This window comes from Paracoccus hibiscisoli (genome assembly GCF_005048265.1).
GTDB lineage: Bacteria > Pseudomonadota > Alphaproteobacteria > Rhodobacterales > Rhodobacteraceae > Paracoccus > Paracoccus hibiscisoli.
This window is the reverse complement of sequence record NZ_SUNH01000046.1, coordinates 1-13,470: the sequence shown is the minus strand read 5'-3', so window position 1 is coordinate 13,470 and position 13,470 is coordinate 1. Positions and strand designations below refer to the sequence as shown.

The following is a 13,470-nucleotide window of genomic DNA, read 5'->3' as shown; positions in this document are numbered from 1 at the left end:
TAAACGACCGTTTGTAGACGGATGCAAGCGGTGGAGTGCGCCGGGTGCTTACGGATTTCCGAGGAAATACGATGCGATTGCGATGCTGCGGGCCAGCCGGTGACGAAGATGGAACCGTCAATAACGTCGGTGTTCAGAAAGCCCGGAGTGTTCTTCAAAGTGAATAATAAGTGATTATTTAAAATACAATAATTTGATTTTAATAATTATTGTTAGGACCGAGATCATCCGATAGGCGGCGCTGCAACATCTATGGCGATCATCTCTTATTAGGTGGTGCGGGCATTGGTGAGGCCGCAGTCTTGCTGGTCTTGCCGGTCTTGCCGGTCTTGCTGGTCTTGCGGACCAAAGCGCTGGCGACCGGATATTCCTGAGGATTGGAACTCAACCGCTGGTCCGGGACGGGGACATCTAGTCTTGATGGCATGCTGCGGGGTGGGCTGAAGCCGTACAGGCTCTACCTTGTCGAGGGGATGCCGGGATCGGGCAAGTCGACCTGGCGCTGAAGTTTCTGATGGAGGGGCGGCGGGTCGGTCACCGCGGCCTGTACATCAAGATATTTAATACTGCCGACGAGTTTGGCGTCGATCAGGAGCAGTCGCTGCTGCATTCGAGCGAGGTCGAGCTGACCGAAACGGCCCGCGCCATCTTTGAGCTGGTGGAGAGGACCGTCCCCACCCGAGTGGGGCTGGACAGCCTGTCCGAACTTCGGCTGCTAGGGCAGAACCCGCTTCACTACCGCTGCCAGATCCTGGCGCTGAAGCTTTTTTTACGCGCCGGAAGTGCACGGTGCTGACACTGGACGACCGGACGGCAGAGCCGGCCACCTCTAACACCAGCTACATGCTGGAAATCGATAGGATTGTAACAAGCTGACGATGCAGGACACCGGCCAGGGGAGGGAGATGCCCCTCACGCTCAGCCTGCCGCTGATGAGACCAGCACTGGGTCAACACAGTGACCCCTGCCGTTCTGGTCCGCCTGCATCGTCAGAAGAATGCGGAGGGCTTCACATCAAGGGGTCTGGAACCGGGATGGCAAGAACAGGGACGTTCAGGAAAAGACGGGGGTGACGTCGCTCACGATGCACTTCCAAAGGATACCGCCCACAGAGCTGGGCACCGGCAGACCATGACCCTCCAGCCACTTTACCTGGCCCTGGGGCGTTCTGATTCGCCATTTGTGATGCCAAGGGATCATGCCCGCCGCAGAGTTTCCGAAGGAGGCGCGTGCCAAGGGATAGTCCTCGACTAGACACATCCCAAAGACATCGCTGTATGTATCAGCATAGACATGCCCGAGCATGCCCCAGATATCTGCGGTTTCCCTCGAAGCGTTTTCGATCCGCTCGGTGCCGTCTGGTCCGTGATGGTAGGTCAACGACGCTCCCACGATCTTGCCGATGCGGAAGGGGACATCCCGTGTGATGCCTGAGTTCTCAGTTCGCGCCTTCTCGGCCCAGAACATGCTCTTGATCTGCGTGGACACGCCCTCGGCGAAGGCCTGAAGAACCTCGATGTTGGCCGAGGTCCAGTTGCGCGGCACGGGCTCGACCAGGCACAGGGCTGCGATCGCCTGACCGGTCTCGTCCTTGATCGGCACGCCCAGATAGGCGACGGCATCGAACCTTGCGATGGCTTCATGCCCGGTGACACGCGGATCGTTTCGGGCGTCCTTGATGACAAGCGGCGCAGAATTTTGAACCACCGTTTTGCAAAACGAATAGGCGAGTGATGTTTCCCTGGCGTCATCGGCTGAGGAGGCAAGACCGGACTCAGCCTTGAAGAACTGTCTATCGTTTTCCTCGTCGATGATCGTCAACATGCTGGCCCGGCAGTTGAAGATCCGACGGGTCTGATCAACGACACGATCGAACATCGGCGTCCTGGCAGGAAGCAACAGGCCGCTGTTGGTCAGGCGGACCACATTGTGTCTTGATACAATCCTGTCGCCAGCATCTGACGTCGAGTCCGGCTGACAAGCCTGGGAGGCGGGTTCGTATTGCCGTTCTGTGCCGTATTCTGGTTTCGGATCGGACATGCAAACTCCAAGATTGGACCATATAAGATTTGTCTGTTCAAAATGTATAGACTGCGCCCGTATGCCTGTCTGTTGAGCAGCCAACAGATTGCGGAACTATCTTATGGGTTACCGCGCTAAACTGCGTCACTCGCAAAGACGATCCGATCGGGGCCGTCAGCGTGGCAGAAAGCCTTCCATGAAAACTGCAAGCAGCTTGGCCAAGCCTGGCTCGAATACGATCCTCGGCGCTCTTGGTGAAGACGCCTATCAGTATATCCTGCCCTCTCTGGAGCCTGTCGACGTCACATTGGGCGATATCATTTGCGAGGCAGGCGGCCTGCTGACTCACGCTTATTTCCCTGAGGGCTGCGTGCTTTCGCTGCTGACGGTCATGGAGAACGGGGCTGAGATTGAATGTGCCAATATCGGCAACGAAGGGGCGTTCGGGATTTTCCCTGCAATGTATGGTGCGGCATCCAGCACCCGATGTCTGGTGCAACTGGTTGGGCCGATGCAGCGCTGCGAGATTTCTCCGCTCAGGGAGTTGTTTCACGCCGATCCGGAAATCCAGGATCTGTTCGTCAGCTATTCCGACACGGTCCTGTCACAGGTCGCCCAAACCGTCGGCTGCAACGCCTTGCACACGATTGAGCAGCGGATGTGCCGATGGCTTCTGATGATGCACGATCGCGCCAAGGGGAACGAGTTGACCTATACACACGAATTCCTGGCACGGGTGATGGGTGCAAACCGCACGTCGATCACGCATGCCGCACAATCGCTGCAGAGGCGCGGATTCATCACCTATCGCCGGGGTCTGATGCAGATCGAGGATCGAGCGGGAATGGAGGCCGCATCCTGCGAATGCTATGGCGTGGTCAGGGCCAGGTTCGAGGAGTTTTTGTTCCCGCCCGACACCGCGTACCAGCCGACCAAGGGTGGACGAGGGCGGTGAACAGCCGACGCCTGCGCGGGGTCGCACACCTGCGTTTCAGCCTGCCAGGCACGCCTTGTTCAGCGTCATCTTGATGACTGCTCCATTTTTCGTCCAATCGTAGGTGATAGTGCCGCCAAGCTGCCCCTCGACGGTTTGCTGGACAAGCACACTGCCATAGCCATGGGATTTCCTGCCACGGTCCATCTCCGGCGCGCCCTGTTCCGCCCAGGATATCTGGACGACATCGTTATCCATGGTCCCCGAGATATCTAATGTGCCGGTCGCCACGGATAGTGCGCCGTATTTCAGCGCGTTGGTTGCCAATTCATGAACCGCCAGCGCCAACGACGTGGCCGTTTCCTGACCGACACCGATCCGTGGAACGGCAACCCGGATACGACCGGCGAACGCCCCGTCATCATCATAGGGTGCCAGCAGGACAGTGAAGATATCACCCAGCAACGCGGCCCGTCCCTCTCCGCCGGGCAGGGGGCGGACCAGGTCATGGGCACGATCCAACGCGGTCAGGCGATGCATCAGCTGGGACGTCATGTCCTCAACCGAGCTAGAGCAGCGCGAGGTGATCCGCGTCAGTCCCGACGCGATGGCCAGCAGGTTCTTGACGCGGTGGCTCATTTCGCCTGCCAGCAGTTCGTGCCCCTCTTCGGCCTGCTTGCGATCGGTGATGTCCAGAAAGACGCCCGATACTTTTTGCTCGACGATCCCGGTGTCATCGCCCTTGCCCCGCGCAGAGATCCACCGCACGACGCCGTCATGCACGGTCCGAAAATCGATCTCATACGTGCCGACCAGCGCCCGCGTGGCGTTGAAAGCGGCCCGGACCCTGTCCCTGTCTGCAGGATGGACCTTGGCCGACAGGCATTCAAACGTCACGTCCCGATCAGGTGCGATGCCCCAAAGAGCGTAGCCCTTTTCGTCCATGGTCAGGTCATCGGTGTCGATGTGCCAGGTCCATAGGCTGATGCCGGCAGCATCGATGGCACGGCGTAGCACATCATAGCCCCAATCGGGGTCGGTCGCCGATTTATGGGGCAAGGTGCTTCACTTTTCCTGATGATTTTCATGAATTAAAACATTGTGCTTGGCATATAGATACCACAGCAGAGAAAATCTCAGCAAATATATATGCTTGGCTAACATGAATTAGCCAGTTTCCGCTCAGGCAGGGCAAGCACAGAAATTAGCGCCTTTGCAACATACACTTATATGAGATTCTCAGCCGAGATTTTCAGCTGAATATCTTTTCTGACGCCATATTTCCCATATTGCAGAATTACGACCCGGAACAATAGCAGTATCCCCTTGTTGGACCCATGCCCGACCAGGGTCCAGCATGAAAGGATAGCCAGCCATGTTTTACCATTCAGGTAAGCTGCAATATCAAGTCCGTGTCGATCGTCCCGATCCCCAGTTCGCCAAGTATCTGCAGCAGGCGATCGGTGGTGTCGAAGGAGAGATCCGGGTTGCCATGCAGTATTTTTTTCAGGCAATGGGTGCGCGGGGCGACAGCAAGTATCGTGACATGCTGATGATGACTGCCACTGAGGAATTGAGCCATATCGAGTTTCTGGGCCATGCCGTTGCCCTGAATCTTGAGGGCGCGCCCTTGACCGTGCAGGAGGATGCCGCCCGCGATCCGATCGTTCATGCGATCATGGGTGGTGCCGATCCCCGGCATATTCTGTCTTCAGGTCTGTCGGCGATGCCTGTGGATTCGAACGGTATCCCCTTCGACATGAGCCATGTTTATGCTTCGGGCAATCTGGCCGCCGACATGATGGCCAATGCCATGGCTGAGGGTAGCGGACGCGTTCTGGCGTCGCGGCTGTACAACATGACGGATGATGCGGGGATGAAGGATATGCTGTCCTTCCTGATCGCGCGTGACACCATGCATCAGCAGCAGTGGCTGGCCGTGATCGAAGAATTGGGCGGAATGCAGGCTGTCCTGCCGATCCCGAATTCCACGCCCACGGAACACGAAGCGACCGAGCATTCGTATTATTTCCTGAACACGTCGCTGGACGAGCCGACCCCGGAGGGGCGCTGGACCTCGGGACCCTCGCTGGACGGGCGGGCCGAGTTCACCGTTCGCGAAAAGGTCGAGCCCCTGGGACAAAAGCCCGACCTGGGCCGTGCGCGCCCCAATTCGGGCACCCAGATCGAACAGCAATAATCCATGGCGCGGCACCGTAATGCGGTGCCGCAGCCTGTCTGAAAGGACCGTCCATGCCCCGCTATATCGTCTCCGAACCCTATCGCACCCGCCACGCCACCCGCCCCGGATCGGGGCCAGGGCCGGGAATTGCTCTTGGTGTCTGTTTGGGGGTGGCGGGCGCCACTTGGCTGTTTCTGCGGCAGCCCAAACGCCGTCCCGCGGACAGTGCGCCGGAGCGCACCCTGAAACACGCATCGGGGGGCCGCTTTACCTTCGCCGGCCGGACCGTGACCATCGACCGGCCACGAGAGGAGATTTACCGCTTCTGGCGCAAGTTCGACAACCTGAGCGGTGTTATGGAGAGCGTCGACTCGGTGGAAACCCGAGGCGAGATCACCCACTGGACCCTGTGCGGCGCTGGAGCTGACATCAAGTTGCGGACCCGGATCACCGAGGATGAGCCTGGTAAGGTCATCGCATGGGCCTCGACCGAGGGGTCGCAGATCGAAACCAAGGGAAGGATCACCTTCCGTGACGCCCCAGGCAAGCGCGGCACCGAGGTAACGGCTGTCATTGGCTATGCGCCGCCCATGGGGGCACTTGGCCGGGTCGTGGCCATGCTGTTTCAAGCGGACCCTGCCATTCAGGGCCGTCGCGAGCTGAAGCGGCTTAAGATGTTCCTTGAGACCGGCGAAATCGCCACCCCCCGCAACCGCAGACAGGAGGCCTGATCCATGCGCGCACTCACCTGGCACGGCAAGTACGACGTCCGCGTCGAGACGATGCCCGACCCCCAGATCGTCAACCCCCGTGACGCGATCATCCAGGTCACCTCGACCGCGATCTGCGGGTCCGACCTGCACCTGTTCGACGGGGTGATCCCCGGCATGCAGGCGGGCGACATTCTGGGTCACGAGTTCATGGGCCGGGTTGTCGATGTCGGCCCCGGCAGCACGCTGAAGGTCGGCCAGCGGGTCGTCGTGCCCTTCACTATTTCCTGTGGCGCGTGCTTTTTTTGCCAGCGGGCTCAGTTCTCGGCTTGCGACAACTCCAACCCTGCCGACAAGCAGGACCCGACCGAAGCCATGTTCGGCCATGCGGCCGCCGGCTTGTTCGGCTATAGCCACCTGACGGGCGGCTATCCGGGTGGACAGGCAGAGTATGTCCGCGTGCCGTTTTCCGACGTGGGTCCGATCGTCATCCCCGAAGGCATGGACGACGATGAGGTTCTGTTCCTGTCCGACATCCTGCCCACGGGCTGGATGGCCGCGGACAACGCCGATATCGAGCCGGATGACACTGTCGTGGTCTGGGGCTGCGGTCCGGTCGGGCTGTTCGCGATCCAGGCTGCGCGGTTGATGGGCGCAGCACGCGTCATCGCCATCGACCACTATCCCAACCGTCTGGTCCTGGCCCGCCGAATGGGGGCCGAGGTGATCGACTTCAAGCAGACTTCGGTGCTGGAGGCGATCATGGAGATGACCGGCGGCATCGGTGCGGACGCCGTCATCGACGCGGTCGGCATGGAGGCGCACGGCTTTGCCCTGGACACGGTGATGGACAATATCAAGCAGGCCGTGGGCATCGGCGTGGACAGCGGTCACGCGCTGCGCGAGGCGCTGATGGCCGTGCGCAAGGGCGGGCGCGTGTCGATCCCCGGCGTCTATGGCGGATTCATGGACAAGTTCCCGCTTGGCGCGCTGATGCAGAAGGGGCTGCAGCTGCGCACCGGCCAGACCCATGTGCAGGCCTATACCCACGACCTGCTGCGCCGCATTCAGGAAGGGGAACTCGACACGACCTTCATGATCTCTCATCGCCTGCCGCTGGAGGACGCAGCCAAGGGCTATGACGGGTTCCGCTGGAACCAGAACGACTGGACCAAGGTCGTGCTGAAGACGTGACCAACGCGCAAAGACAGGAGAGACCAATGACGACCGACAAGAAACCGGAACCCGGAGCGCATGAGCCAGACCGCCAGAACGGGCAGGGGCGCCATGCCGGCGTCGAGCACGAGCCCGAGGACTTCGACGCGCTGAACCCCGCAAAGATGGAAAACCGGACCAAGGCTGATCGCCCGAAACCCTGATATACCTCCCGGATCAGCGCACCCATTGCCCGGATGCGCTGATCCAAGAAGCTATCCTATTTCGTCAATCCCCAAGCATCGGCAATGATCCGCGTCGACGAGATGCCGACCTCCAGCATGTAAGCGCCTTCGCGGCCCAGGCCTTTCTTGCCTCCGGCCCCGATCGGCGTGCCATGATCCATCCCCTTAATGAGAATTTCGTCGATCAGCACGCGTCCCTGCGCGTTGGTCCAGACCTGGCGCGTATAGCCGTCATGATGCTCGATCGAATCCGGGGGACCCTCGACCTGGTGGATCTGCTGCCACTGGCGCACGATTGAATCGGCGTTGCACATGTCCACGGTCCGGTCGCGTGCACCATGCCAGACTGAGATCGTTGGCCATGGCCCCCTGTTATCCGACGCGTCGCGGACCAATGCCGTTAGCTGCCGGTCAGACGGGCCGCTGTAGCCCTTCATGCGGTACAGGGCCTGCATCAGCGTGTTGGCGGTGCGATAAGGCAGACCCGCAATGATGGCGCCCCCGGCAAAGACTTCGGGATAGGTTGCCAGCATCACCGACGTCATGGCGCCGCCAGACGATAGGCCCGTGATGAAAACGCGGAACGGGTCTATGGCATGCTCCGTCACGACATCATCGATCATATGGCGGATGGAGAGAGGCTCGCCATAGCCCCGGCCGCTGTCACCGCGTCGGAACCAGTTGAAGGCTCCTTTGAAGTTGTTGCTGATGCGCTGTTCGGGGAACAATAGGGCGATGCCATATTCATCCGCCAGCGCGGACCACCCCGATCCACCATCATACCCTTCGGCTGACTGCGTGCTGCCATGCAGCACCACGACAAGCGGTCCGCCCGGGCGAAAGCCCTTTGGAATATATGTGTTCGCCAGCAGCGCGCCGGGATTGGTCCCGAAGGCCACGAGTGGCGTCAGGCGGTCGGGGTGATTGGATGATATGGGCATAAGCGCTCCTTTGCCGGAGCCGGGCTATGGCTTCGCTGATCGAACGGATGTGACGCAGAGTCGGTTCCATTATCGTCCACATGAGACAGGCATCTTAAATTCTGGCGTAGGCACTATAACGAAGGCCGATCCCACAGAGCGATTGAATTTAACGTCCCGATCAATCTGCATATTCCCGCGGGCGCAACTGGCCCGTCGCCGTGACTAAGGCAAAAGACTTCAGATTAAGCGGGGCAGGGAGTCTTAGGCAGCGCACGAGCCACGGAAATGCCGGTATTCGACAGTGCGGGAGCGGTGCACAAACTGGCATATTTTCTTCGGAGAAGGAGTTTCGACAGGGAACAGCTCATTCTGTCGAACGTATCTCGAAGCAGGCCATGGATGACGGAATGTTCCCTCCACCCGGTATTTGGGAGGATTAAACACCGAGCAGATGGCAACGGCTGTCCGACTAGATTCGGTCAACGCGACTCCAGTCATTACCTCGCGGCGAAGGCCAAGCTACCGCAATGCAGGAATGGCAGCACTCTCTTATACACAGGCGAGAACAGACGTAACCGCCTGTCGGCAGTTGTTGGACCGCTCCCAACGGGTAGGCGACTGCGATTTGTTACGGGAACGCGCAGTGGTTGAGAGGGGTTATAATGCGACTGCCCCGAATGTTCAAATGCAGGGATCTCCAGTGGATCTTTTAGGCGGCACCTTTACTCGGATCGACATCGCCATACCCGTTCGTGACGAGGCGGCGCGGTTGCCACGACTTTTGAAGGCCGTGGCGCGGGCTGCTGCGGGGGTCTCGTTGCCTGTACGGGCGGTGATTTTTGCGAATGACTGTACGGACGCCAGCGCCGACATTGCGCGAGCTTTCCGGGATGCCGCGCTGGAGGTCGTGGTGGTTGAGGCTGACTGCGAAACATCCGATGCCAGCGCGGGTCGCGCGCGGCGGCTGGCGATGGATATAGCCGCCGTGCCGGGGGGGCTTCTCATGACGACGGATGCTGACGCCGTCCCCGGGACGATGTGGATCCGCGCAGCCTGTCAGTCCGTGCAGGCGGGGGCGGATCTGGTCTGCGGTGCTATCAGCGCCCACGCGCCCCATGTTCTTGCCACGCGGTCCGGGGCCCGGATCACCCATGCGGAACGTCGCTACAGCGCCATACAGCATCGTATTCGACATGCCTTGGACCAACTCGCCGGACGTCAGGCGATCGGCGCGCTGCGCCCGCATTACATGGAGTCCGGCGCGTCGATGGCGATCCTTGCCGACCGTTACCTTCAGGTCGGTGGATTGCCCAGGATGGATCACAGCGAAGATCGCGCCCTGGTCTATCGCGCCGAGCTGCACGACCTCATTGTTCATTACTGCCCCACCATGCAGGCCCGCGTCTCTGCCAGGTTGAGGGGGCGCGCTATGGGGGGCATGGCTGCGTGTCTGCGCCACCGCATGCAGCAGGACGATCCCCTGGCCGATCAGGCCATGCTGCCAGTGGATCTGCTGCATGATCTTTGGTCGGATGCGATGGCAGGGCGGGCGACGCGCTATCCCGATCGCTCGGTCGCGCAAGGGCGGGTCCTGCGCGCGTCCGATCTGGAAAAGGGGCTGGCGGGGTTGACGCAACTTTATGTGGGGACAGTTCGCCCCGACCTCTATCACCATGTCGGGCATGGCGCCGCGATGGCCGCTCAATGAGGTGCCCTGTCGCAGCAGCCCGTTGCCGGTTCGACAATCTGGCACGTCGTGGCGAGGTCGAGCCTTCCGGTGCCACGCTGGTGTCGGTGTTGCGCGACAGCGGGTTGCTGGCGGCAAGTCAGACGCTGGCACATCACCCAAGCGATCCGCTGAAGCTGGTGGACGCTTTGGTTTGCGTCGGGCGGGCGGATCTCTCGGCCGGACGTTTGTTCGAAGGACACGTGAACGCCGTCAAGTTGCTTCATCTTCATGGTGGACCATTGGACGCCGTGGAACAGGGTCTGCTGCACGGCATCTGGGGTGCTGACGGTCCCGATCCGGTGCGGCTGGAGAGCGGCATTCTGACCGGCCAGAAGCTGTTCGCGAGCGGCGCCGATGTGATTGATCGCGTCATCGTCACAGCACGATCGGATGCGGGATTGCATCTGCTGATGTTTCGCAGAGACCAGCTGCAGGGACGCCTGTTCCCCGAGGAATGGGCCATGTCGGGGATGCGGGCCACGGCATCCGGGCGCTGTGACCTGAATGGGCTGGCGCTGGCGGATGCAGTTCCTCTGGGGATGCCCGATGCCTATCTGATCGAGCCGCATTTCCATGGCGGTGTTTGGCGCTACGCTGCCGTTCAGCTGGGCGCCATGCAGGCCTTGACGGCGCTGACGGCCGATCAACTCTGCGCCCGCGGCCATCAGGAAGCCCCGCTGCAGGCAAAGCGCTTGCACGCCATGATCACCGCCACAGAGACGGCGCGCTTGTGGGTGGCACAGGCGGCCTGCCGGATCGAGCGTCCCGATGCTGTGGCAGACGATGCTCAGTACTCGATCCTGGCCAGGCTCCGCGTGGCCGATGAGGCGGTGGCCGTCCTGACCATGATGGATCAGGCCCTGGGGGTGGGCTCGTTCGCCACGGGCCATCCGGCTGAACGGATCCGCCGGGATCTGAGTGTCTATCTTCGGCAGGCGGCGCCCGACGCTCTGGCCCTGGCGTCGGTAGGCAGCATCCTGTCGGACCCGGACCTGGCCCGTCGGTGGATCGGATGAGCGGGTTTCTGAACGCTCTCGACACGGCACGTCACCTGTCACCGGCAGAGCTGCTGGGTGACCGGCCGCTTGTCGTCATCGCCCCCCATCCCGATGACGAGACTTTGGGCTGTGGAGCGCTGCTGTTTGATGCCGCAAGGCGGGGGAATGCCTGCCATATCGTGTGCGTGACCGATGGTTCGCGCTCGCATCCCAACTCAATGATGTGGCCTGCAGACAGGATTGCCCAGGTCCGGCAGGAGGAGCTGCGTGCAGCCTGCGCCATTCTTGCGCCGGCAGCGACGGTAAGCTGGATGGGGCATGGTGATTGTCAGGCCCCAGATGATGCGCATACCGCCACCATTCTGGACGTCCTGATCCCTTCGAACGCGCTGGTTCTGGCCAGCTGGGCTATGGACCCGCATATCGACCATCGCCGGGTGGCCAGTCTTGCACGACGCGTCGCCGCCGACCGGTCCGATATCACATTGGGGTTCTACCCCATTTGGGGCCGGTTTACAGACCTCATTGCCCCGGCCGATCTGCTTGTCGCGTCAGATCCGGCAAAAGCGGCCAAGCGTCAGGCGCTGGCCTGCCACCGCACGCAGATGACGCGTCTTATCGACGACGATCCGGCAGGGTTCGTCATGACCGATGCGCATCAAGCCCATTTTCTGTCCCATCCGGAGATCGTCCTTGCCCTCCAACGACATCCTTGATCACCTCTCGCGGCTCTATGCCCTCAGCGATGATCCGTGGAACCACCGATCCAGCCCGTATGAGGCGCTGAAGTACCAGGCGACCCTGGCCGCAATCGGTCTGGGTCCGTTCCACCATGCCCTGGAGGTCGGTTGCGGCAATGGCACATTTGCGACCCTGCTGGCTGATCGCTGTGAGACCCTGACCGTGATGGACTGCATTCCTGCGGCCGTCGCCCTGGCGAAACAGGCGCTCACCCCTTGTCCGCATGCACGCGTCATCCAGGGCACGGCCCCCCGGAACCTGCCACAGATCCGGCCTGATCTGGTTGTCCTGTCCGAAGTTCTGTATTTCCTCACCCCTGCCGATATCGTGGATCTGGGTGTTTGGCTGCGCCATCACGCAACCGGCGCGGTCGTTGCCGTCAACTGGACCGGTCCGACAGACGAACCACTAACCGGAACTGAAGCCGTCGGTCTGTTGGGTGATGTGCTGGGCGGCGGCCAGACCCATCATTGCAAAGGCTATCGCATCGACTTGTTCTGACAACGGTGCAGACTGGTGCACCCAGAGGAGTTCGACCTGTACAAGTCGGAAAGCAGGGCTTTGAAAGGAGCCGCTTAAGGACTTTGACCGTCGTGAGAGTCCTTGATTGGAGTAGGCTTCATAGCCCTTTTCTATGATGCAACATCTGTAGATACTATGAAATTCTGGACGCATAGGGTTGGGGTGTACCCAAATCAAACGAACTTTATTCACTGATGCGCAGGGCTTTACATCTGGAAGTTGAAGAGGCTGGCCCTCAGAATGGTTATTGACGGTTTCCCGGCGGATACCTCTTTTGGGGTATCTGACCATAGTCCAGAAGGACGCAGGTGATGGATCAGAATGACGAGCTCCGACTGCTGCGGGGCGCCTGCGCAGCCAGCCAGACTGGGGCGTGGTATTACCGCGTTGGGGAGGATCGTGTTGAATGGACCCCGCTTCTTCATGATTTGTTTGCCGTGCCAGAGGGAACAGAACTCAATCTCGGTTTTGCTCTATCGTTTTATGTCGGGAATAGCAGACAACCTGTTACGGAGGCCGTTAGCGCCTGTCTTGCCAAGGGAACATCGTGGAATTTGGATGTCCAATGTCGGTCAATGACGGGCAGGATGTTTTGGGCCAGGACCATCGGCGAAGCGATCCTGCAGGACGGACGGGTAGTAGCCCTGCAGGGTGCGTTTCAGGATATCAGTCGGGAACGCGCTGCGGTTGACGAGCAAATGCGCGCACAGGCGGAGTTATCCTTCGTGCTGCGTACGATGACCGACGGGTTTTATCTCCTCGACAACAACTGGCGGTTTACCTTCTTGAATGCTGCATCTGAGCACATGCTCCGCCGCGATCCGGAAGAGCTTGTCGGGCAGTGCATCTGGGAGGAGTTTCCGGAAACCTGCGGCACGATCTTTGAGCAGACTTACCGAGCCGTTAGTGAAACGGGACACTCAAAAACATTCCAAACTTATTTCGCGCCATTGGAAAGCTGGTTTCACGTCACCGTGCATCCTGCGCAGACAGGCATCGCGGTCCACTTCCGGGACGTGACCCGCGAGGTGAGCGAACAGCGCGATCTCAGACTGTTCAGGACTGCCATCGACGCGATGACCACCGGAGCCGTCATGCTTGAACGGGGCGAAGGCGCCATTGATTTCTGGCCGATCATGTATGCGAACGCAGCGGCGATCAAACTTCAGGATCATCAGACTGTTCAGGACTGCCATCGACGCGATGACCACCGGAGCCGTCATGCTTGAACGGGGCGAAGGCGCCATTGATTTCTGGCCGATCATGTATGCGAACGCAGCGGCGATCAAACTTCAGGATCAGGACGAGC

At 60.3% G+C, this 13,470-nt stretch carries 14 protein-coding genes; 11 read left to right on the top strand and 3 right to left on the bottom strand.

What is annotated here, in order from left to right:
* Positions 1–514 precede the first annotated feature (514 nt).
* Complete coding sequence (locus FA740_RS20245; RefSeq protein ID WP_246053723.1) at positions 515–796, top strand: P-loop NTPase family protein; 282 nt, start codon at positions 515–517, stop codon at positions 794–796.
* A 257-nt stretch (positions 797–1,053) separates the two neighbouring features.
* Here the strand turns inward: FA740_RS20245 and FA740_RS18270 are convergent, their stop codons facing one another.
* On the bottom strand, positions 1,054–2,040 hold the full coding sequence (locus FA740_RS18270) for a GAF domain-containing protein (protein WP_136858218.1): 987 nt from the start codon (positions 2,038–2,040) through the stop codon (positions 1,054–1,056).
* Positions 2,041–2,218: 178 nt separating this feature from the next.
* On the opposite strand from FA740_RS18270, the gene FA740_RS18265 reads away from it, so the two are divergent.
* Complete coding sequence (locus FA740_RS18265; protein WP_136858219.1) at positions 2,219–2,977, top strand: Crp/Fnr family transcriptional regulator; 759 nt, start codon at positions 2,219–2,221, stop codon at positions 2,975–2,977.
* A gap of 36 nt (positions 2,978–3,013) precedes the next feature.
* Here the strand turns inward: FA740_RS18265 and FA740_RS18260 are convergent, their stop codons facing one another.
* A complete protein-coding gene (locus FA740_RS18260; RefSeq protein WP_211243749.1) occupies positions 3,014–4,015 on the bottom strand; it encodes a sensor histidine kinase in 1,002 nt (333 codons plus the stop codon).
* A gap of 316 nt (positions 4,016–4,331) precedes the next feature.
* Between FA740_RS18260 and FA740_RS18255 the strand changes: the two genes are divergently transcribed.
* The 4 genes from FA740_RS18255 to FA740_RS19815 are packed head-to-tail and all read left to right on the top strand — an operon-like array spanning position 4,332 to position 7,227.
* Positions 4,332–5,156 carry a manganese catalase family protein gene (locus FA740_RS18255; RefSeq protein ID WP_136858220.1) on the top strand — a complete coding sequence of 275 codons (825 nt, stop codon included), beginning with the start codon at positions 4,332–4,334 and terminating at the stop codon, positions 5,154–5,156.
* A 53-nt stretch (positions 5,157–5,209) separates the two neighbouring features.
* Complete coding sequence (locus FA740_RS18250; RefSeq protein WP_136858221.1) at positions 5,210–5,869, top strand: SRPBCC family protein; 660 nt, start codon at positions 5,210–5,212, stop codon at positions 5,867–5,869.
* 3 nt (positions 5,870–5,872) lie between these two features.
* Positions 5,873–7,042: a zinc-dependent alcohol dehydrogenase gene (locus FA740_RS18245; RefSeq protein ID WP_136858222.1), complete on the top strand. Its 1,170-nt coding sequence runs from the start codon at positions 5,873–5,875 to the stop codon at positions 7,040–7,042.
* A gap of 26 nt (positions 7,043–7,068) precedes the next feature.
* Positions 7,069–7,227, top strand: a complete 159-nt coding sequence (locus FA740_RS19815) for a hypothetical protein (RefSeq protein WP_169306365.1) — start codon at positions 7,069–7,071, stop codon at positions 7,225–7,227.
* A gap of 56 nt (positions 7,228–7,283) precedes the next feature.
* On the opposite strand, the gene FA740_RS18240 is transcribed toward FA740_RS19815, so the two are convergent.
* Positions 7,284–8,189, bottom strand: coding sequence for an extracellular catalytic domain type 1 short-chain-length polyhydroxyalkanoate depolymerase (locus tag FA740_RS18240; protein WP_136858223.1), 906 nt, complete (start codon positions 8,187–8,189; stop codon positions 7,284–7,286).
* A 682-nt stretch (positions 8,190–8,871) separates the two neighbouring features.
* On the opposite strand from FA740_RS18240, the gene FA740_RS18235 reads away from it, so the two are divergent.
* The 5 genes from FA740_RS18235 (at position 8,872) to FA740_RS18215 (ending at position 13,390) form a co-directional block, all read left to right on the top strand.
* Positions 8,872–9,879, top strand: a complete 1,008-nt coding sequence (locus FA740_RS18235) for a glycosyltransferase (RefSeq protein WP_169306370.1) — start codon at positions 8,872–8,874, stop codon at positions 9,877–9,879.
* Complete coding sequence (locus FA740_RS18230; protein WP_136858251.1) at positions 9,876–10,916, top strand: acyl-CoA dehydrogenase family protein; 1,041 nt, start codon at positions 9,876–9,878, stop codon at positions 10,914–10,916. The genes FA740_RS18235 and FA740_RS18230 overlap by 4 nt, the downstream gene beginning before the upstream one ends.
* Positions 10,913–11,614 carry a PIG-L deacetylase family protein gene (locus FA740_RS18225; RefSeq protein ID WP_136858250.1) on the top strand — a complete coding sequence of 234 codons (702 nt, stop codon included), beginning with the start codon at positions 10,913–10,915 and terminating at the stop codon, positions 11,612–11,614. Before FA740_RS18230 ends, FA740_RS18225 begins: the two co-directional genes overlap by 4 nt.
* Positions 11,592–12,140, top strand: a complete 549-nt coding sequence (locus FA740_RS18220) for an SAM-dependent methyltransferase (protein ID WP_169306369.1) — start codon at positions 11,592–11,594, stop codon at positions 12,138–12,140. The genes FA740_RS18225 and FA740_RS18220 overlap by 23 nt, the downstream gene beginning before the upstream one ends.
* A 332-nt stretch (positions 12,141–12,472) precedes the next feature.
* Positions 12,473–13,390 carry a PAS domain-containing protein gene (locus FA740_RS18215; RefSeq protein ID WP_136858248.1) on the top strand — a complete coding sequence of 306 codons (918 nt, stop codon included), beginning with the start codon at positions 12,473–12,475 and terminating at the stop codon, positions 13,388–13,390.
* The last annotated feature ends 80 nt before the right edge of the window (positions 13,391–13,470 follow it).